Raw genomic sequence first — 20,366 nt, 5'->3', positions numbered from 1 at the left:
AAGCGAGAGCTTGGGCGGATATCCGATAGTCTGTTTCGATTGTTTCTACGGGAGGTAGATATGCATAAATTTTTGAAGCTCGCTGCGATGGGTACGGCCGCCTGCGCTTTGCTCGCCGGAATGGCGCCTTTTGCCAACGCGCAGGATAAGCAGAACGTGGAAGTTCTGCATTGGTGGACTGCGGGCGGTGAAGCAGCCGCGCTCGACGTTCTTAAGAAAGATCTTGAAAAGAAGGGCATCAGCTGGACCGACATGCCGGTTGCCGGTGGTGGTGGTACGGAAGCCATGACGGTCTTGCGCGCGCGCGTCACGGCAGGCAATGCGCCGACGGCAGTGCAGATGCTCGGATTCGATATTCGCGACTGGGCGGAGCAGGGTGCTCTTGGCAATCTTGATGAGATCGCCAACAAGGAGGGATGGGAAAAGGTTATCCCGGCTCCTTTGCAGGAATTTGCGAAGTATGATGGCCACTGGATTGCGGCTCCCGTCAACGTCCACTCCACCAACTGGATGTGGATCAACAAGGCCGCGCTCGACAAGGCTGGCGGCAAGGAACCTACCAACTGGGACGAACTGATCGCGCTGCTTGATAAGTTCAAGGAACAGGGGATCACACCGGTCGCTCACGGTGGCCAGCCCTGGCAGGACGCAACTATTTTTGATGCTGTCGTGCTTTCCTTTGGTACGGATTTCTACAAGAAGGCTTTCGTCGACCTTGATCCCGAAACGCTCGGCAGCGATACGATGAAGCAGGCGTTCGACCGTATGACGAAGCTGCGGTCCTATGTTGACGACAACTTCTCTGGTCGCGACTGGAATCTCGCATCAGCTATGGTTATTGAAGGCAAAGCCGGTCTTCAGTTTATGGGTGACTGGGCAAAGGGTGAATTCATCAAGGCCGGCAAGAAGCCGGGCGAAGATTTCGTCTGCATGCGTTATCCTGGTACGCAGGGCGCAATCACCTTCAATTCCGATATGTTTGCCATGTTCAAAGTCTCGGAAGACAAGGTTCCGGCACAGCTTGAAATGGCGTCCGCGATTGAGAGCCCGACGTTCCAGTCGGCCTTCAACGTGGTGAAGGGCTCTGCCCCGGCCCGTACGGATGTACCTGACACTGACTTCGACGCTTGCGGTAAGAAAGCTATCGCTGACGAAAAGGAAGCGAGCGAAAAGGCCACGATGCTGGGTTCTATGGCGCACGGCTACGCCAACCCGGCTGCGGTCAAGAACGCCATCTATGACGTCGTGACGCGTCAGTTCAACGGTCAGCTTTCTTCGGAAGACGCTGTTAAGGAACTCGTATCCGCGGTCGAAGCTGCGAAATAACGGCAAAGAGGCGCCCGGGAAAATTCCCGGACGCCTTTTATCTCTGGTGCTCCGTATATTGGCCGTACATTTGGAAACGCGGCAGCAACGACCAGAAATCAAAACAGTAATTGCATGATGAAGGTCTGCATGTTTCCATCGGAAACTGCGGCAGACTGAGCTTATCGGGTGCATTCTATTGCGCATAATGCAGGCGCGCTGGAATGCCGATTAAACAGATGTCCGGAAGGTTTGCCGCATAATTGGCGTTTGGCCGGGCGACGTGAACAGGGTGACGCAAATATGCAGCGTAACAGCCGATTACAGGAACTGGTGCCAAAGCTGGTTCTGGGGCCGAGCTTTTTGATAGTGCTCGTGTTCGTTTATGGCTTCATAATCTATACCGGCGTCCTTTCGCTAACCAATAGCCGGATGCTACCCTCATATGGCTTCGTCGGCCTAGCGAATTACAGCAAGCTGTGGGCTTTGCCCCATTGGTGGCGGGCGATCACTAATCTTGCAATCTTTGCGTCGCTCTACATCATCATCTGTTCGGTGATCGGACTGTTTTTAGCGATCCTTCTTGACCAGAAGATTCGAGGCGAAGGCATTCTCCGCCCGATCTATCTTTACCCGATGGCATTGTCTTTCATCGTGACAGGGACGGCATGGAAGTGGTTTCTCGACCCGGGTATTGGGCTGGAAAACACAATGCATCTGTGGGGTTGGGAGAGTTTCTCGTTCAATTGGATCAAGAGTAACACGATGGCAATCTACTGTCTGGTGATTGCCGCCGTATGGCAATCATCCGGATTTGTGATGGCGATGTTTCTCGCGGGACTGCGCGGCGTCGATAACGAGATTATCAAGGCGGCTCAGATCGATGGCGCGTCAACGGCGACGATCTATCGCCGCATCATCATTCCGTTGATGCGCCCGGTGTTTCTGTCCGCTTTCGTAGTCCTCGCTCATCTTGCGATCAAGGCATACGATCTTGTTATCGCGCTGACGGGCGGTGGACCCGGGCAGGCCACCGAATTGCCAGCTACTTTCATGTATTCCTACACCTTCACGCGGAACCAGATGGGTATCGGCGCGTCGTCCGCTATTATCATGTTGGTTATGATCTTCTCGATCATCATCCCTTATCTTTACTCGGAAATTCGCGGAGGGTCGCGGTCATGAGCGCCCAGTCGCAAGACAATGCCATCAGCAGCGGAAAGCTGACACGTGCGCTGATCTATACCGCGCTGCTGCTTTTTGCTTTCTACTATTTGCTGCCGCTTTATGTGATGCTGGTCAATTCGCTCAAACCTCTGGATGAAATCCGCCAAGGAGGCATGTTGAATCTGCCGCAACAATGGACCATCGAGCCATGGCTGTCCGCTTGGTCGACCGCCCAGATCGGTGTGCAGCCCACGGGCCTGAAGCCATTCTTCATCAATTCGATCCTGATGGTTGTTCCAGCGGTTGCGATCTCAACCATCGTTGGTGCATTGAACGGCTACGTGCTGACCAAATGGCAATTCCGCGGGTCTAATATCTTTTTCGGTTTACTGCTGTTGTCGTGCTTCATTCCGTTCCAGATTGTGCTCATTCCGATGGCGCGCGTTCTTGGCTTTCTGGGAATTGCCGGCACGATCTGGGGACTGATCCTCGTCCATGTGGTTTACGGAATCGGGTTCACGACGCTTTATTTCCGCAATTACTATGAGGCTTTCCCGACAGAACTGGTTCGTGCTGCCCAGATTGACGGGGCAAGCTTTTTCCAGATATTCTGGCGTATTTTGCTGCCCTCGTCTGGCCCCATCATCGTTGTGTCCGTGATCTGGCAGTTCACCAATATCTGGAACGATTTTCTGTTCGGTGCTTCGTTCTCAGGGGCCAATTCGACGCCGATGACGGTTGCGCTCAATAATCTGGTTTCCTCCTCTACTGGCGTCAAGGAGTACAATGTCCATTTCGCAGGAGCCATCCTGGCGGCTCTGCCCACACTAGTAGTCTACATTGTTTCCGGCCGCTATTTCGTACGTGGCCTGATGTCCGGTGCCGTTAAGGGATAAGTTGCAAATGTCTTTTCTGAAAATATCGGACCTCTACAAGTCCTACGGCAATGTTTCGGTTTTGAAGGATATCAATATCGAGATCGATGAAGGCGGTTTTCTCGTTCTCGTTGGCCCGTCTGGCTGTGGTAAGTCGACGCTTCTGAATACGATTGCTGGACTTGAGCCGATCACTTCCGGTGACATCTCGATCAACGGCAAGTCTATTGCGGGCCTGCATCCGTCACAGCGCGATATTGCAATGGTCTTTCAGTCCTATGCGCTTTATCCGAATATGACTGTTGCAGGCAACATCGCTTTCGGCATGGAAATTCGGAAGGTTCCGAAGGCCGAACGCGATAAGGCTATCCAGGAAGTTGCCGATATATTGCAGATAGGCCATCTGCTTGATCGCAAGCCTAGCCAACTTTCTGGTGGTCAACGTCAGCGCGTGGCCATGGGGCGTGCTTTGGTGCGCAACCCTCAGGTGTTTCTCTTCGATGAACCGCTTTCCAATCTTGATGCCAAACTGCGTGTTGATATGCGCACCGAGATCAAACGATTGCACAGCCGGATGAAGACCACGATCGTGTATGTGACACACGACCAGATCGAAGCAATGACTCTCGCTACCAAGATCGCTGTTCTGAAAGATGGAATCTTGCAGCAGTTCGGAACGCCCGCCGAGATATATAACAACCCTTCCAATATGTTCGTTGCCGATTTTATGGGCTCGCCAGCAATGAATTTGCTAACGGCGGGGGTCGTGAAGAATGGTCCGGGTTATGCTATTAATCTCAAACGCGGTGAGAGCGAGCCTCTCACGCTGCCTTTGAAGACAGCGCCGCAGGGGCTTGGTGCATACGAGGGCAAGGATATAGTCTTCGGTATCCGCCCTGAAGCACTTACCGATCCAGATGGAGCGGACCGCAATGCCGACGCAATCGTAGAGGGCGACTGCCTCATTGATGTTGTCGAACCGGCGGGCTCAGATACGTTCGCGGTCACGCGTCTGGGCGGCAAGCATGTCGTGGCGCGACTACGCGCAGATGCCCGCATCACGGCTGGGCAGTCGGCCCGGCTGGCCTTCAATCTAGACAAGTCGGTTTTCTTTGATCCGAACAGTCAGGGCCGAATTCTCTGACCCGTAGCGAACAGCGCAGTATCGGGATTGCACATTGAAACTGCTGGAAATGAAAAGAGCGCTTCCAATGAATGGAAACGCTCTTTTTCATGTGTGCCTGGAGGGCAAAAACTTGCTTGGGGCGCGTTTAACGCAGGAAATCAAGTCCCAGAAGACCGATTGCAAGCGCGGTGTTGAGCGAAATGATCATCATTCCATAGATGATAGCGGTTCTTGTAATATCGTTCATTTCCTACCTCCTTGAACCGGAGCGGCCCCCCCACCCGGTTCGAAGCTTCGTGAAACTGTAACGAAATGTAACAAGCTGTTACGGGAAGCGCAACCCTGTTTTACACAAATGTGAACGGCTGAAATTTCGCGTGAGGCCTAAGGTGCTGCGATGCTAAGGACCATAATCTGCTTAAAGCCAGCGATAAATTACTGATTTTATCGCATATTCACTGCATTGTGACGCCGTTCCTTCTAGCAATAATTAGTTGGGCGCTACATAGAATTGCCGACCTTTTAGTGCCCGTATATTCGGAATATCACCGTGAATCGCATCATTCCCCTCGTATTGGCTATAGCCTTGTTCATGGAACAGATGGATTCGAACGTCATCTCGACGTCGCTTCCTGCTATCGCTGCTGATATCGGCACAAGCCCGATTGCGCTCAAACTGGCGCTGACGGCTTATCTTGTTGCGCTTGCGGTTTTTATTCCGGTCAGCGGCTGGATGGCGGATCGTTTTGGAGCCAAGAATGTGTTTCGGGCGGCAATAGCGGTATTCGTGGTCGGGTCAGTTGCTTGCGCCGCATCGAATTCACTCACAGCTTTCGTCATCGCACGGTTTTTACAGGGCATGGGCGGCGCGATGATGACACCCGTTGGCCGTCTCGTACTTATCCGTTCGACTCCGCGCAGTGAACTCGTTTCAGCCATGGCCTGGCTGACTATACCTGCGATGGTCGGGCCACTTGTGGGCCCGCCGGTTGGCGGTTTCATCACGACATTCCTGACTTGGCATTGGATTTTCTTGATCAACGTGCCGATCGGTTTTGTTGGCATCTGGTTTGCCAGCCGGTTCCTTCCAGATACCGATGAGCGCATCGTAAAGCGTCTTGATTGGACGGGTTTTGTTCTCTCGGGCATGGCAATGTCGGGGGTAGTTTTTGGACTGTCGGTGGTAAGCCTTCCAGCCTTGCCGCCGGCAGTTGGATTTACCACCCTTGCAATCGGTATTGTCTGTACGGTTCTTTATCTGCGGCATGCGAAGAGGGCGGACGATCCGCTGCTGAATCTGAAGCTTTTTGATAATCAGGTGTTCCGCGCAGCGGTTATTGGTGGCAGCATTTTCCGGTTCGGGATTGGTGCCATCCCATTTTTGTTGCCGTTGATGTTTCAGCTTGGTTTCGGTCTCACCCCTTTTCAGTCCGGTATGATGACTTTCGTTTCGGCGATTGGCGCTATCAGCATGAAATTCGGTGCAAAACGCATCTTTGCCCGCGTCGGTTTTCGGCGCGCCCTCATGGCAGGTTCTTTGATCTCGGCATGCTTCATTGCTGTTAATGGGCTGTTTACGCCGACGACGCCTTACTGGATCATCATTGGTTTTCTGTTGGTAGGAGGCTTTGCGCGCTCATTGTTCTTCACCGGTGTAAACGCGCTGGCCTTTGCGGAAATACCCGACGAAAAGACCAGTCAGGCTACGCCCATCACTGCCGTTGCGCAGCAGGTTTCCATTGCCATTGGTGTCGCATTGGCAGGCGGCATTCTGGAGATCAGCACATCGCTTCGTGGAGCCCATCTCGAACTGGCGGATTTCCACATTGGCTTCTATGTGGTCGCCGCTGTTTCGGCTTTGGCTTTTTTCTGGTTTGCCCGGCTCGCACCGGATGCGGGTAAGGAACTGGGTGCGCCGACCGTCATGAAACAACGCGGCAAAGAGCGCGCAGCCCTAGAAACTGCGGGCACCTCCACGGGAAAATAAGCCTTAGCCCTTAAAATCGCGCGCGAGCAGATAAAGTTCGACGGATTCGGCGCGAGATGCAGGCGGCTTCACGTGGTGAACGGAACGGAATTTTTGCTTGAGCAGTGCCAGGAGTTCGTTTTCCGTGCCGCCCTGAAAAGTCTTGGTGAGAAAATGTCCACCCGGCTTTAGAACCGAGATGGCAAAATCGGCAGCGACTTCGCAAAGATGCACCGTACGCAGGTGATCGGTACGGCGGTGACCGGTGGTCGGAGCAGCCATGTCGGAAATAACGAGATCGGGTTTGTCTCCCAGAGCTTCCATCAGCTTTTGAGGTGCTTCGTCGTCCAGAAAATCCATTTCCAGCAGAACGACGCCGGGAAGGGGATCCACATGCAGATAGTCGATACCGACGACGTGCGGGTTCTCGTCGGTTGAACCGACAATCTTCGCCGCAATCTGCGACCAGCCACCCGGTGCTGCACCGAGATCTATGATCTTCTGTCCCTTTTTTAGAAGATCATAACGATCGTTAATTTCAATAAGCTTGTAGGCCGCGCGTGAACGATATCCGTCCTGCTTCGATTTATGCACGTAAGGATCGTTCAGGTGGCGTTCCAGCCAACGCCGCGACGATTCCTTGATCGTGCCTGCCTTTTTCTTCACGCGCACCTGCAGATTGCTGGAGCCTGCGCCTCCGCGCCCCCCAGTTTTCACGCCGCTTTTGTTACCGCCCGTCTTGCTCATTATCAGTGCCTGTTTCTAGCGCCTGTCACGCGATTATGTCGCCATGCGCCATCGCGAGACATCAGTTCGGTCAAAATGCCTTCACGCAGACCACGATCGGCAACAAGTAATTTTTCGCTGGGCCACACTTTGCGTATCGCATCCAGAATAGCGCAGCCTGCCAATACCAGATCGGCGCGATCTGCGCCAATGCAAGGGTTGGCCACCCGTGCTTCAAAATCCCACGACAATAGGCGGTTGGTCATCAGCGTCACGTCTTCTGCGTCCATCCACATGCCGTCCACCCGACGACGATCATAGCGTTCAAGACCGAGATGAATTCCTGCCAGCGTGGTCACGGTCCCGGATGTGCCCAGCAGATGGAAGCGCGGACTGGTTGTCAGGCTTCCAAGGCACTGCCGCTCCGCAAATTGTGCAAGCAGACCGGTCACATGAGTAACCATGGAATCGAAGCTTTCCTGCGTGACATTTCGCCCGCCGAAACGCTCCGCCAGCGTCACGACGCCGACCGGAAGGGATGTCCAGGCCATGATATGTTCCGCCAGGCGCGGAGACCGTCGACGGGAAACATCGATCAGCGCAATTTCAGAAGAGCCGCCGCCAATATCGAACAGCACGACGGCATCGGTCTCGCGAGTAACCAGCGTGCCGCAGCCCGAAACAGCAAGCCGGGCTTCAGTTTGCCGGTCCACAATCTCCAGTTCAAGTCCGGTCTCCACGCGGACTCGTTCCAGAAACTGCTCGCCATTCGAGGCCGAACGGCAGGCTTCGGTCGCAATCAGTCTGGACCGCCTGATTTTCTTGCCCGCCAGCTTGTCACGGCAAATCTTCAGCGCGTCAACAGCGCGATCCATTGCATTATCACTGAGCCGGCCAGTGGCGCTCAAGCCCTCTCCAAGCCGCACGATCCGTGAAAACGCATCCACAACGCGGAACTGCCCCGGTCTTGTCGGCGACGCTACCAGCAACCGGCAATTGTTGGTGCCGAGATCCAAAGCAGCGTAAAGCGGAGCATCACTCTTGTCGTGCTGCACACCGTTGCTGGCCCTGAGGGTCGGGCCGTTGGTGCCTTTACGCTTGTTTTGAACCTGGGCATGCAGATTCTCTGCACGCACGGCATTGTGCGGAGTCTTTGCCGCCGCTTCAACTGCCGGAGGTGTTTGCGCATCTGGTTGCCGCGATTGCTTCCTCTTTCGTGCACGACGGCGGCGATTCGAAAGTTTACCGGGAGATCGCTGCTGATTGTTGCTGGCTTCCGCGGCGACCGGCTTTTGCGAAGAAACTTCAGGACTCGTTACGGATTTGCCGCGCCGACGTCGACGCGCACGTTTCCGTTGGCTCTGCGAACTCGAGCCTTCGGTGTCGTCCTGCGGTTTTGAGCGTCCTGGATCAGATGCATTGCGGGCATTACCGATCTCTGCAACGGCTTTTTTGCGCGGTCTGCGCTTGCCGCTATCGGACGGATTCCGGGCCTGCAAACTGCCCGATTGTCCGCCGGACGCCCCTTGATGCACCGTTTCGGCGGTGCGCTCGTCGGGGTTCTTCAAGGTTCTTATCCTTATGGCGCCGCGCGAACCTGTGAGGACGCAAGCAAGGCGCTTCAATTTCTACGTTATGCATAATGTAACAGTGGTTTTCTGTTTTACCAAGGGGCAGGCTGTCGGGAGCCGCCGGAAAATTTTGAATACACGTACGATTTTTAAACCGACGGCGCGCACGAGGGCTTTCGCTGGTGGCGAAAGCCCTTAGGGGATTTGACTTGTTTGCGGCTTAAATGTCGTAGGTATGGGCTGCGTTGATCGTCGCGACGAATTGCTTTGTGCGCTCGCGTGCAGGGCGGGTGAAAATTTCGTGTGCGGTGCCGGTCTCGACGATATTACCGGACTCGAGAAAGACGACATTTTTCGCGATCTTCGACGCAAGCCGTAGATCATGAGTAGCGATCACCATGGTCGTGCCCTCCCTGGCGAGCTTGCTCAGAACGTCAACGACTTCTGATGCAAGCTCAGGATCGAGTGCCGAGGTAGGCTCGTCGCATAGCAGCACACGCGGCGACGGTGCCAGCGCACGCGCAATGGCGATGCGCTGCTGTTGTCCGCCAGACAGCGTTGAAGGCCATGCATCCGCTTTATGCGCCATGCCCACCTTGGTGAGCAGTTCCATCGCGCGTTCCTTCGCCTTGTCCTCTGGCCATTTCAAAACCGTGAGCAGGCCTTCCATGACATTCTGGATCGCTGTCTGGTGTGGAAAGAGCTGGAAATTCTGAAAAACCATGCCCGTCTGGCGGCGGATTGATTGGATGGCCTGCCAGCTAGGCTTCCGGTCTGGTTCGAAACTGAGAGACTGGCCACCCAGAACCAGAGTCCCCGATGTCGGAATCTCGAGCAGATTGATGCAGCGCAGCAGCGTACTCTTGCCGCCACCGGACGGACCCACCAGCGCTGTTACCGTGCCTTCCGCAATTGTAACGTTGATATCATTGAGAATAACGGCGTCGTCAAAGCGCTTTACGATGTGTTGCAGTTCGATCATGCGTTTGTCTCCAGCGTGCCGCCATAGCGTCCGAAGCGCCGTTCCAGCCGCACCTGCAGGGAAGAGAGAACGGAACTCATCACCAGATAGATCAGGGCCGCTTCAATATAGAGGATGAGAGGTTCATAGGTAGTGGCGACGATGCGCTGAGCAGATTGGAAAAGCTCCGGCACGGTGATCGCAGCGGCGAGCGAAGTATCCTTCACGAGGGAAATGAATGAATTGGACAGCGGCGGTACTGCCGTTCGGGTCGCCTGTGGCAGAATGGTGCGTGCGAGAGCCTGACGCCAACTCATGCCGATAGAATAGGCGGCTTCCCATTGTCCTTTCGGAACGGCTGAGATCACAGCCCGAATGATCTCCGAACTATAGGCGCCGACACTAAGCGTGAAGCCGATTACCGCTGCTGGAAAAGCGTCTAGATAAATGCCTGCGCTGGGCAGGCCGTAAAAGATCACGAACAACTGCACGAGCAGCGGTGTGCCGCGAAATATCCAGACGTAGAAGCGGGCGATAGACGAAAGCCAGAGCGGCGCGAACAACCGAACAAGCGCTGTCAGGAGTCCCAATGTCAGGCCGAAGGCAAAGGATAGGAGGGTGAGGGGAATGGTGAAGACCAAACCAGCCCACAGAAGAGTGGGCAGGGACTCCGCCATCAGTTGAAGCCAATCGGGCACGTTTTCGGCTCCTCATCGGTACCTGGAAGTCAGACTGAAATGAAGCTGCGCTCACTTAATCTTATACAGTCTGGCGTTCGTGTCTTTGGAATAATTTTTCGCGATCACAATAAAGCGAAGCCGGAAGTAGCTTCCGGCTTCGCTTCATGAATCGGGCCGACACTTATTTAGAAACATCCTGGCCGAAATATTTCTGCGAAATCTTGTCGTAAGTACCGTCGGCCTTGATTTCATCGAGTGCTTTGTTGATGGCGGCTACGAGATCGTCGTCGCCCTTACGGACAATGATCCCAGATGCGTCTGCATTTTCCTTCTCGGCAACAACCTTTACCGGAGCCTTAGGCTGGTGCTTCTTGAAGTCGAGGAAGGAAAGGCTGTCATTGAGCGTCGCATCGGCGCGGCCCGTCAAAACAAGCTGGATCGACTGGTCGAAACCATCGGTGGCGACGAGTTCGGCGCCAGCTTCCTTCGCAAGTTTGCCGTAATTGCTGGTCAGCGACTGGGCGGATTTCTTGCCCTTGAGGTCGGCAAAATCCTTGATCGTGTCGTTCTTGTCGTTGACGATCAGAACGACCTTCGAAACGATATAGGGATTGGAGAAGTTGAACTTCTTCTGGCGTTCTTCGGTAATGCCGACCTGATTGATGACGGCGTCATAACGCTTGGCATCGAGGCCAGCGATGAGACCGTCCCATTTGCCTTCAACGAATTCCGGTTTTACGCCGAGTTTTGCGGCAACCGCTTCGCCGATTTCTACGTCAAAGCCAACAAGCTTGTTGTCCTTGTCGTGATAGGTAAACGGCGCATAGGTGCCTTCAGTCCCAATTTTCAAAACGCCAGCCGACTTGATGGCGTCGAGATTTTCTCCAGCCATCGCGCCGGTGAAGAGAACTGCCTGAATGATGCCTGCGGTAGCGAGAATCTGAGCGAATTTCATTGTGGTATCCGTGATCTGGTTGATTGCCTATTGATCGCAGAAATTTAATTCTAATGATGCGTCCAAACCGGGTCGCAATGCCCCTCAATTGAGAGTTTATTTCTAAGTTTTGAGGCTTGTATGGAATTGTATTCCATGCGTGGCATTTGTCCAGATCGGAAGCGGATAAAGTTTCCGTTTGCGGCTGAAATGCAGGCTCGTGAGGATGAATCCGAAAACGAGAATGCCGCCCTTGGGGGCGGCGAAATCTCATCAAACAGCTTTTGTTATTCTGGTGCGCCATACCCCCCGCCGGTCGGCGTAATGACGGTGAAGGCTTCACCAGCCTCGAGCACTGTCTGGTCACAATTGCCAAGCACTTCCACTGAACCGTTCTTGCGGCGCACCTCGTTGCGGCCTGTCTGACCCGCTTCACCGCCTTCAAGGCCGAAGGGCGCTACACGACGGTGACCGGAAAGAATGGCGAATTCCAGTGTCTTCAATGCGCGGATTGTGCGCTTGGTACCATCGCCAGCGTTCCATTTTCCCTTGCCTCCCGATTTTTCCCGAATGTGGAAATCTTCCAGCAAAACGGGGAAACGGGTTTCCAGAATTTCCGGGTCGGTGAGGCGAGAGTTAGTCATGTGTGTATGCACCGCATCTGCACCGTTGAAACCGGGACCGGCAGGCGCGCCGGAACAGATGGTTTCGTAATACTGATATTCGTCATTGCCGAAGGTCAGATTGTTCATGGTGCCTTGCGCCGCTGCCATCGCCTTGGTCGCGCCGAACAGGCAGTTGGTGACAGCCTGACTGACTTCGACATTGCCTGCCACGACCGCCGCCGGATATTGCGGCGAGAGCATCGAGCCTTCCGGCACGATTATCCTGATCGGCCGCAGGCAGCCCGCATTCATCGGAATGTCGCCCTCCACCAGCACGCGGAAGACATAGAGCACAGCCGCCCGGGTGACGGGTTCCGGCGCGTTGAAATTGTCGGACCGCTGCGCCGACGTGCCGGTGAAATCGACGGTCGCTTCGCGCTTTTCCTTGTTGATAGTGACGCGCACTTCGATCTGGCACCTCTGATCCATCTCATAGATGAAATGGCCATCGGGCAGCTTGTCCAGCACCCGCCGTACGCTTTCGGCGGCATTGTCCTGAACATGGCCCATATAGGCTTTCACGACATCCTCGCCGAAAAGGCCGATCATCTTTTTCAGCTCGGCCACGCCCTTTTCGTTGGCGGCGATCTGCGCCTTCAGGTCGTTGACGTTCTGCGTCAGGTTGCGGACGGGGTAGGTCGCGCCGGTTAGCAGAGCGGCGAGCGCCTCCTCGCGGAATGTACCTCGGTCCACGAGCTTGAAATTGTCGATATAGACACCTTCCTGCTCGATATTGACCGCAAGCGGCGACATGGAGCCCGGGGCAATGCCGCCAATATCCGCATGGTGACCACGGCTTGCAACCCAGAAGCGGATTTCACGATTCTCGTCATCGAAAACCGGCGTGCAGACGGTGAGGTCGGGCAGGTGGGTGCCGCCATTATAAGGCGCGTTGATAAGGAACACATCGCCCGGCTTGATGTCACTGTTCTCGCGGATTGCTGTGGCGACCGATGCATCCATGGAGCCAAGATGCACCGGCATATGCGGCGCGTTGGCGACGAGATTGCCTGCGGCGTCGAAAACCGCGCAGGAAAAGTCGAGACGCTCCTTGATATTCACCGAATAGGCGGTGTTCTGGAGTGTGACGCCCATTTGCTCGGCAATGGACATGAAGAGGTTGTTGAAAATCTCCAGCATGACCGGATCGGCTTGGGTGCCGATGACCGTGCGCGCGGGCAGCGCCTTGATGCGCGTCAGCACCACGTGGTCATGCGCAGTCAGGCGGGCCTGCCAGCCATCTTCGATAACGATGGTCTGGTTTTTCTCGATGATGATCGCCGGGCCGGTGACTGTCTGGCCGCGCTGCATCTGTTCGCGCAAGACAACGCCCGCATCGTGCAACTCGCCCTGCGAGAAAAAGCGGGTCCGCTTGGCGGTTTCAGCTTCCAGATCGCTGTCGAGCGATTGGGCGCTTTCGGTTTCGCCCGCGCCACCACCAACGGCCTCGACTTCCACGGTATCGATAACCAGAGCCTTGTTTTCCGCAATGAAACCGAAGCGGCGCTTATGGGCTGCCTCAAACTCAGCGCGAAGACGGTCGGCATTGTCCGCCGCCGGGAAGGTGGCCTCAACGGACAGAACGGTGTCGGTGCCCGCATAGCGGATGTGGGCGCGCAGATGGCGGTGTACGGCTGCGGCCTCAATGCCTTGAGCCAGAAGTTCAGCTGCGCATTCCTGCGCCAGTTCTTCGCCCAGTTCTTTCAGGGCCTTCGGCGCTGCCGGATCGAGCGCAACGCCAAGTGCCTTTTGGCGGGTGGCGCGAATATCGGCGAGACCCATGCCATAGGCGGAAAGCAGGCCGGACATCGGATGGAGAAGAATACTCTTCATGCCAAGCGCATCGGCCACGAGGCAGGCATGCTGGCCGCCAGCGCCGCCAAAGCAATTGAGCGCATAGCGCGTCACGTCATAGCCGCGCTGAACGGAAATCTTCTTGATGGCCTCCACCATATTGGCAACCGCAATGCGGATGAAGCCATCGGCAACGGCTTCCGGTGAACGGCCATCGCCAATTTTGTCTGCGAGCGCGGTGAAGAGTTCACTCACCCGTTCCACATCAAGCGGCTGGTTCTGCTCGGGGCCGAAGATTGCCGGGAAGAATTCCGGCAACAGCTTGCCCAGCATGACATTGGCGTCGGTGACGGCGAGCGGTCCGCCGTTGCGATAGCAGGCCGGGCCGGGATTGGCGCCCGCCGAATCCGGGCCGACGCGGAAACGTCCGGCGTCATAATGCAGGATCGAGCCGCCGCCTGCGGCAACGGTGTGGATCAGCATCATGGGCGCGCGAACGCGAACGCCAGCCACTTCTGTTTCGAAGGCGCGTTCATATTCGCCGTCGAAATGCGCAACATCCGTGGAGGTGCCGCCCATGTCGAAGCCGATGACTTTCGGGAAGCCCGCCGTTTCGCCGGTGCGGGCGAGGCCGACGACGCCGCCAGCCGGGCCGGACAGGATTGCGTCCTTACCCTGAAACAGATCGGCTGCGGTAAGGCCGCCCGACGACATCATGAACATGACGCGCGCGCCGGTGCGCTCGACGTCCAGCTCATTGGAGACCTGCGCAACATAACGGCGAAGAACTGGCGACAGATAGGCATCGACGACCGTGGTGTCGCCACGACCGACCAGCTTGATCAGCGGCGAAACTTCGTGGCTGACGGAGACCTGTTCAAAGTCGAGGCCACGCGCAATGCGAGCGATTTCAGCCTCATGCGCGGGAAACTTATAAGCATGCATGAGCGCGATGGCGACGGATTTGTAGCCCTGTTCCTTTAGCGCAACCAGTGCGGCTTCGGCCTCGGAGGGATTAAGAGCTGTTTCGACCGTGCCATCGGCCTGAACGCGCTCGTTCAGTTCCACGACCTTTTCATAAAGCGCTTCCGGCTTGATGATCTCGGTCACGAAGATGTTCTTGCGTTCCTGATAGCCGATACGCAGCGCGTCGCGAAAACCCTTGGTGGTGACAAGGGCCAGGCGCTCGCCCTTACGCTCCAGAAGCGCATTGGTGGCGACCGTCGTGCCCATGCGCACTTCCCCGATGACACCGGCTGGAATCGGTTCGCCGGTCGCGAGACCCAGATGCAGACGAATGCCGTGAACGGCGGCATCCTTATAGGCAGACGGGTTTTCGGAGAGAACTTTGCGTGCATGGAGCTGGCCCTGCGGATCCCGCCCGATGACGTCTGTAAACGTACCGCCGCGGTCGATCCAGAAGTCCCATACTCCGCGTCCCGTTCCGCTCATCGCTGGCTCCCTCACACAAAATTCCAGATGCATTGAGTTGTGTATTCTGAAATTGATAGTCACATTTTATTGACAAAATGTCGATAAGATGATGACATAAAATTCACATAAAAGCGGGAGCGTCAAAATGGGTAAAGATAAGGCTTTTGAGGAAGAGCCTAAGACCGGAGACGAGATGCAGGAAGCTGGCTTCGATGAAGTTACGCTGCCACAGCATTTGCGCCCGGTTGCCTCAATAGGCCCCATCGTTTCCTCCGCTCACCTAGCCGAAGGCGGTTCGCCCGGAATGTCCGAGGTTGAATATGGCCTTATTCTTGCGTCGCACGCGTTTTCGCGCTGGATGGTTCGCTGCATGGCTGCGGCGGGATTGCCGGGCCTTTCGCCCATCGAAGTGCTGATTCTTCATTCGATCCGCCATCGTGATCGCGAGAAGAAGCTTGCCGATATCTGCCTCGTTCTCGACATTGAAGACACGCATATTGCCACCTACGCCATCCGCAAGCTTGAAAATGCCGGTCTGCTGACAACCGGCAAGGCGGCAAAGGAAAAAACGGTGAAGATCACCGCCAAGGGCGCGGATGCCTGCGCGCGCTATGCACAGATTCGCGAACGCCTTCTGGTCGATTCCACCGCCAATGCGCGCCCTTCGGAAGAAACGCTTTCTGAAGTGGCCGCGCTTTTGCGCTTCATGTCCGGCGCATTCAATCAGGCCACGCGGTCTGCCATCACACTTTAAGAGGGTTGAAAGTTTGAGCGGAACCGAGTTGAGCGCACCAGTTTCAAAACCTCTGCTGACCGTCGATGGCCTCAGTGTCGAATTTGGCGCGAGCCGTGTCGTTGACGATCTGAGTTTCTCGGTGCATCCCGGTCGCACGCTGGCCGTGGTGGGGGAATCCGGTTCGGGCAAGTCTATCACTTCGCTTTCCATCATGCGGCTTGCCGATATGAGTGGTGCAAAATTCCCGTCTGGCCGCATTCTGTTCGGCGAACGCGATCTGCTGAAGGCTGATCAAAAGACGATGCGAAGCATCCGCGGCAAGGAGATCGCCATGATCTTCCAGGAGCCGATGACGTCGCTCAATCCGGTTTTCACCATCGGCAACCAGATATCAGAAGTGCTGATGCTGCATGAAGGCATGACCCAACAGGCAGCACTTGCCGAGGGGAAACGTCTTCTCGAAATGGTGCGGCTTCCGGATGCGGAAGGGCTTTTGAAGCGTTATCCGCACCAGCTTTCCGGCGGGATGCGCCAGCGCGTGATGATCGCCATGGCGCTTGCCTGCCGCCCCAAGCTGCTGATCGCAGATGAGCCGACGACCGCGCTTGATGTGACCATCCAGGCGCAGATACTGCACATTATCAGAGATTTGCAGCAAGAGCTTGAAATGGCCGTGATTTTCATCACGCACGATATGGGCGTGGTGGCGGAGATGGCCGACGATGTCGTGGTCATGTGGAAGGGCAAGAAGGTCGAGGAAGGCCCGGTCGGGCAGATTTTTTCGAAGCCCGAGCATGCCTACACCAAGACGCTACTGTCGGCTGTCCCGAAGCTTGGCAGTATGACGGGCGAAGCCTTCCCCAAGCGGATGCCAGTCATGACCATGCGTGACGGTGTGCCAGTGGTGACGGGTGAGGAGCGCATTCAGGATACCGCGCGTTATGGCGACGAGCCGTTGCTTTCCGTGGACGATCTTTATGTGCGCTTTCCGATCAGGAAAAATCTGTTCGGCAAGGTCACACATGTCTGCAACGCGGTGTCGAAGGTTGCCTTCGATATTTATCCGGGCGAAACGCTGGCATTGGTCGGGGAATCCGGTTCAGGGAAATCGACCATTGGGCGCACCATCCAGCAATTGCAGACGCCGCTTTCCGGCGATATTCGCTTCAACGGCAAGGCCTATTCGGCCATGAGCGCCGCCGAGCGCTATGCCATGCGCCGCGAAGTGCAGTATATTTTCCAGGACCCGTTTGCATCGCTCGATCCGCGCAAGACGGTCGGCTTTTCCATTGCAGAACCGATCCGCACGCACGGCCTTCTCGACAATGACAAGGCGATCAATGCGCGTGTGGCGGAATTGCTGGAGCGGGTTGGTCTCGGCCCGGAACATGCGAAGCGCTATCCGCACGAATTTTCCGGCGGCCAGCGCCAGCGCGTCTGCATAGCGCGTGCTCTTGCCTCCAAGCCGAAGCTGATTATCGCCGATGAAGCCCTGTCAGCGCTCGATGTTTCCATTCAGGCGCAGGTCATCAACCTGTTTATGGACCTACAGAAAGAGGAGGATCTGGCTTATCTCTTCATCAGCCACGACATGGCGGTGGTCGAGAAGATGAGCCATCGCGTTGCCGTTCTTTATCTCGGTCAGATCATGGAACTGGGCTCGCGGCAGCAGGTTTTCGAAACGCCATCGCATGACTACACGAAGCGGCTTCTCTCGGCGGTGCCGATTGCCGATCCGTCGGCGCGCACCAACCGGCCTGTACTGGAAGGTGAAATTCCAAGCACCACGCGCCGGATCGACGACAAGCCGCCGATCTATCGTCATCGTGAGGTCGCAGCCGGGCATTTCGTAGCCGAAACCGCCTGACGCACAAATTTCAACAGAAACCCAAAGGGGAAAAACAATGATAAGGAAGACACTTAAAGCCGTTCTCATGGCTTCCGCTCTTTCGGCGGCAGTGTTTGCATCTGCTCCGGCTTTTGCTGCCGGAAAGCTGACCATTTCGTCGCCACAGGACCCAGGCAGCTGGGATCCGATCGACACTTTCCTCGTCAACTGGGCTTCTGTTGCCACCAATATTTTCGACGGTCTCGTCTATCGCGGACCGGACCTCAAGATCGTTCCGGCGCTCGCGACCTCGTGGGAAGAGCTGGACGAAGGCAAGCGCATTCGCTTCCATCTGCGTGAGAACGTCAAGTTCCAAAACGGCGAACCATTCAATGCAGAAGCCGTGAAATTCACCTTTGATCGCCTGCTCGGTGACGAGGGCGCGAAAGGTCCGCAGCGTTCGAACTATATCGCCATCCAGAAGGTGGAAGTCATCGACGACAAGACCGTCGATTTCCATCTGAAGGCACCGGACCCGGTTTTGATCACCAAGCTTGCCGGTTATGGCGGCATGATCGTTCCGCCGAAATATATTCAGGAAAAGGGCGACGATTATTTCAACATGCACCCGGTCGGCACCGGACCGTTCAAATTCGTGTCCTATGAGCCGAAGGTCAACATAAAGCTTGAGGCTTTTGCCGACCACTGGGGCGGCGCGCCAAAGCTTTCCGAACTCGAATATCGCTTCATCACCGAGCCTTCGACCGCCGTTGCCGAACTTCAGGCCGGGCGCGTCGATCTGGTCATTCCGCCAACTATTCCGATTGGCATGATCCCGACCATTCAGGGCGATCCGAAGCTGGAGCTTGTTACCGCTTCGGGGCCGACGGTTTATGCCCTGCGCTTCAACACGGCTGACGGTATCACCAAGGATGAGCGCGTGCGCAAGGCGCTGATCATGGCGGTTGACCGCGATGCGATCATCCAGTCCATTCTGGCCGGGCAGGCGGAAGCGATTGCAAGTTTCCAGGGGGCGCTGTCCTTCGGTTTCGACCCGAACATGAAGCCACTGCCTTACGATCCGGAAGGCGCGAAGAAGTTGCTCGAAGAAGCGGGCGTTCAGCCCGGCGCAACGGTGCAGATCGACGTGCGCGGTCAGGATGCAAGCTTCAATGAAGTGGCGCAGGCTATTGCAAGCTTCCTGCAAATGGTCGGCGTCAACGCCACCATCAAGCCTTACGACACCAATGTTCTGCTGAACGACATCATCCCACAGGGCAAGACCGGCGCGATGTTCCAGCAGTCATGGGGTGGCTGGACCTTCGACTACGATAACACCGCTTATTCCATGTATCACTCAGGTGAAAAGTGGAACCCTTACGACAAGGACGAAAAGCTCGATAAGATGCTGGAAGCGCAGCGTTCGGTTCTTGATCGCGGCGAGCGCGAGAAGCTCTTGCAGGAAATCGCGCATTACGCCGCCGACCGTGCGCTGGAAATGCCGCTCTACAATCTCAAGGCTATCTTCGGCGTCAACAAGCGCGTGAAGAACTTCGTGCCGGTTCCCGATAGCCGTCTGCGTCTGACGGATGTGACTGTCGAGTAAGCAAGAATGACAATAGGGCAAGCCGGTCAAACCCGGCTTGCCGCAGCATTTCGGAGGCGCGCTGGTGGCCGGATTTCTGATCAAACGAATTTTGCAGGCGTTGTTCGTGCTTGTCGCGATGACGCTGCTTGTCGCTTTCGCGGTCCGCCTGACAGGCGATCCGGCATTGATGCTGACGCAAGGCGCGGGCAGCATCACCGAAGCCGATCTGGCGCGCATCCGTGAAGGTCTCGGTCTCAACCAGCCGTTCTTCGTTCAATACTGGCAGTTCCTCAAAGGACTGTTCACAATGGATCTGGGGCGCAGTTTTCTCGGTGGAACGCCGGTTTCCACGCTCGTTGCTGGCGCTCTGCCCGCCACGCTGATGCTGGCCTTTGCCTCGCTGTTCGTTTCCATCGTGATTTCCGTGCCGCTTGGCATCAAGGCTGCCGTGTCGCGCGGAAAATGGGCCGACCAGCTCATTCGTATCTGCTCGCTTGTGGGCCTATCGTTCCCGAATTTCTGGCTGGCGACCATGCTGGTGCTGCTGTTCGGCATCTCGCTGCAATGGCTGCCGCCAAGCGGCATGAGTGGCATTGCGAGCTTCATCATGCCAGCACTCACCATGGGCATCATCCTGACTGCAACGAATGTCCGTCTTGTACGCACGGCGATGCTGGAAACATTGCAATCGCAATATATCATGGTGGCGCGCGCCAAGGGGCTGAGTGAGAACAAGGTTCTCTACAAGCATGCGCTGCGCAATTGCGCCATTCCGCTGATCACCTATCTCGGCCTACAGTTTGGTGGACTCCTCGGCGGCATTGTCGTGGTAGAACGTGTGTTCAACTGGCCGGGCATGGGTACGCTCGCCTTCGACGCGGTGGCCGGGCGCGATTATCCTGTCTTGCAGGCAACCATCGCGATCCTTTCCATGCTGATCATCGGCGTCAATCTTCTCGTGGACATAGCCTATGGCCTTGTCGATCCGCGTATCCGCACGGAGTAGGACT

The 20,366-nt window shown here is 56.0% G+C and carries 15 protein-coding genes; 9 read left to right on the top strand and 6 right to left on the bottom strand.

All coding sequences use genetic code 11. The features are described from left to right. The first annotated feature begins 60 nt into the window (after window positions 1-60). The 5 genes from J9800_RS02830 to J9800_RS02810 all read left to right on the top strand — a co-directional run bounded on the left by J9800_RS02830 (window position 61) and on the right by J9800_RS02810 (window position 6,460). Window positions 61-1,326, top strand: a complete 1,266-nt coding sequence (locus tag J9800_RS02830; RefSeq protein ID WP_114214783.1) for an ABC transporter substrate-binding protein — start codon at window positions 61-63, stop codon at window positions 1,324-1,326. 282 nt (window positions 1,327-1,608) lie between these two features. Continuing rightward, entirely contained in the window at window positions 1,609-2,490 is an 882-nt protein-coding gene (locus J9800_RS02825) for a carbohydrate ABC transporter permease (RefSeq protein ID WP_112587366.1), read from the top strand. Further along, a complete protein-coding gene (locus tag J9800_RS02820) occupies window positions 2,487-3,368 on the top strand; it encodes a carbohydrate ABC transporter permease (protein ID WP_114214784.1) in 882 nt (293 codons plus the stop codon). The genes J9800_RS02825 and J9800_RS02820 overlap by 4 nt, the downstream gene beginning before the upstream one ends. A 7-nt stretch (window positions 3,369-3,375) precedes the next feature. After that, window positions 3,376-4,491, top strand: coding sequence for an ABC transporter ATP-binding protein (locus J9800_RS02815; RefSeq protein WP_114214785.1), 1,116 nt, complete (start codon window positions 3,376-3,378; stop codon window positions 4,489-4,491). A gap of 532 nt (window positions 4,492-5,023) precedes the next feature. Continuing rightward, the gene (locus J9800_RS02810; protein ID WP_114214786.1) at window positions 5,024-6,460 is read left to right on the top strand and encodes a DHA2 family efflux MFS transporter permease subunit; all 1,437 of its coding nucleotides are present in this window, start codon (window positions 5,024-5,026) and stop codon (window positions 6,458-6,460) included. Between the two features lie 3 nt (window positions 6,461-6,463). Here J9800_RS02810 and J9800_RS02805 read toward each other — a convergent pair whose 3' ends face one another. From J9800_RS02805 to J9800_RS02780, 6 genes are all read right to left on the bottom strand, one after another. Next, window positions 6,464-7,186 carry an RlmE family RNA methyltransferase gene (locus J9800_RS02805; RefSeq protein WP_114214787.1) on the bottom strand — a complete coding sequence of 241 codons (723 nt, stop codon included), beginning with the start codon at window positions 7,184-7,186 and terminating at the stop codon, window positions 6,464-6,466. Between the two features lie 2 nt (window positions 7,187-7,188). Then, entirely contained in the window at window positions 7,189-8,733 is a 1,545-nt protein-coding gene (locus tag J9800_RS02800; RefSeq protein WP_210845437.1) for a Ppx/GppA phosphatase family protein, read from the bottom strand. 223 nt (window positions 8,734-8,956) lie between these two features. Continuing rightward, on the bottom strand, window positions 8,957-9,718 hold the full coding sequence (locus tag J9800_RS02795) for an amino acid ABC transporter ATP-binding protein (RefSeq protein ID WP_114214789.1): 762 nt from the start codon (window positions 9,716-9,718) through the stop codon (window positions 8,957-8,959). Continuing rightward, window positions 9,715-10,395, bottom strand: a complete 681-nt coding sequence (locus J9800_RS02790; RefSeq protein WP_112587380.1) for an ABC transporter permease subunit — start codon at window positions 10,393-10,395, stop codon at window positions 9,715-9,717. The genes J9800_RS02795 and J9800_RS02790 overlap by 4 nt, the downstream gene beginning before the upstream one ends. Before the next feature lie 163 nt (window positions 10,396-10,558). Next, window positions 10,559-11,332, bottom strand: coding sequence for an amino acid ABC transporter substrate-binding protein (locus tag J9800_RS02785; RefSeq protein WP_114214790.1), 774 nt, complete (start codon window positions 11,330-11,332; stop codon window positions 10,559-10,561). Between the two features lie 266 nt (window positions 11,333-11,598). Further along, window positions 11,599-15,222 carry a hydantoinase B/oxoprolinase family protein gene (locus J9800_RS02780; protein WP_114214791.1) on the bottom strand — a complete coding sequence of 1,208 codons (3,624 nt, stop codon included), beginning with the start codon at window positions 15,220-15,222 and terminating at the stop codon, window positions 11,599-11,601. Window positions 15,223-15,349: 127 nt separating this feature from the next. Between J9800_RS02780 and J9800_RS02775 the strand changes: the two genes are divergently transcribed. From J9800_RS02775 to J9800_RS02760, 4 genes are all read left to right on the top strand, one after another. Then, a complete protein-coding gene (locus J9800_RS02775; protein ID WP_162707449.1) occupies window positions 15,350-15,958 on the top strand; it encodes a winged helix DNA-binding protein in 609 nt (202 codons plus the stop codon). 13 nt (window positions 15,959-15,971) lie between these two features. Beyond that, window positions 15,972-17,807, top strand: a complete 1,836-nt coding sequence (locus tag J9800_RS02770; protein WP_114214792.1) for an ABC transporter ATP-binding protein — start codon at window positions 15,972-15,974, stop codon at window positions 17,805-17,807. Between the two features lie 37 nt (window positions 17,808-17,844). Then, window positions 17,845-19,374, top strand: a complete 1,530-nt coding sequence (locus J9800_RS02765) for an ABC transporter substrate-binding protein (RefSeq protein WP_114214793.1) — start codon at window positions 17,845-17,847, stop codon at window positions 19,372-19,374. A gap of 64 nt (window positions 19,375-19,438) precedes the next feature. Further along, the gene (locus J9800_RS02760; protein ID WP_071632246.1) at window positions 19,439-20,362 is read left to right on the top strand and encodes an ABC transporter permease; all 924 of its coding nucleotides are present in this window, start codon (window positions 19,439-19,441) and stop codon (window positions 20,360-20,362) included. The last annotated feature ends 4 nt before the right edge of the window (window positions 20,363-20,366 follow it).

It is taken from the genome of Ochrobactrum sp. AP1BH01-1, from assembly GCF_018066705.1.
Lineage (GTDB): Bacteria > Pseudomonadota > Alphaproteobacteria > Rhizobiales > Rhizobiaceae > Brucella.
Note: the sequence above shows the minus strand (reverse complement) of the source record. Positions and strands in the feature narration are given on the sequence as shown.

Coding starts and splice junctions, on each gene's coding strand:
- J9800_RS02830 (WP_114214783.1), top strand. CDS start 61: ATGCATAAATTTTTGAAGCTCGCTGCGATGGGTACGGCCGCCTGCGCT.
- J9800_RS02825 (WP_112587366.1), top strand. CDS start 1,609: ATGCAGCGTAACAGCCGATTACAGGAACTGGTGCCAAAGCTGGTTCTG.
- J9800_RS02820 (WP_114214784.1), top strand. CDS start 2,487: ATGAGCGCCCAGTCGCAAGACAATGCCATCAGCAGCGGAAAGCTGACA.
- J9800_RS02815 (WP_114214785.1), top strand. CDS start 3,376: ATGTCTTTTCTGAAAATATCGGACCTCTACAAGTCCTACGGCAATGTT.
- J9800_RS02805 (WP_114214787.1), bottom strand. CDS start 7,186: ATGAGCAAGACGGGCGGTAACAAAAGCGGCGTGAAAACTGGGGGGCGC.
- J9800_RS02795 (WP_114214789.1), bottom strand. CDS start 9,718: ATGATCGAACTGCAACACATCGTAAAGCGCTTTGACGACGCCGTTATT.
- J9800_RS02785 (WP_114214790.1), bottom strand. CDS start 11,332: ATGAAATTCGCTCAGATTCTCGCTACCGCAGGCATCATTCAGGCAGTT.
- J9800_RS02780 (WP_114214791.1), bottom strand. CDS start 15,222: ATGAGCGGAACGGGACGCGGAGTATGGGACTTCTGGATCGACCGCGGC.
- J9800_RS02775 (WP_162707449.1), top strand. CDS start 15,350: ATGGGTAAAGATAAGGCTTTTGAGGAAGAGCCTAAGACCGGAGACGAG.
- J9800_RS02765 (WP_114214793.1), top strand. CDS start 17,845: ATGATAAGGAAGACACTTAAAGCCGTTCTCATGGCTTCCGCTCTTTCG.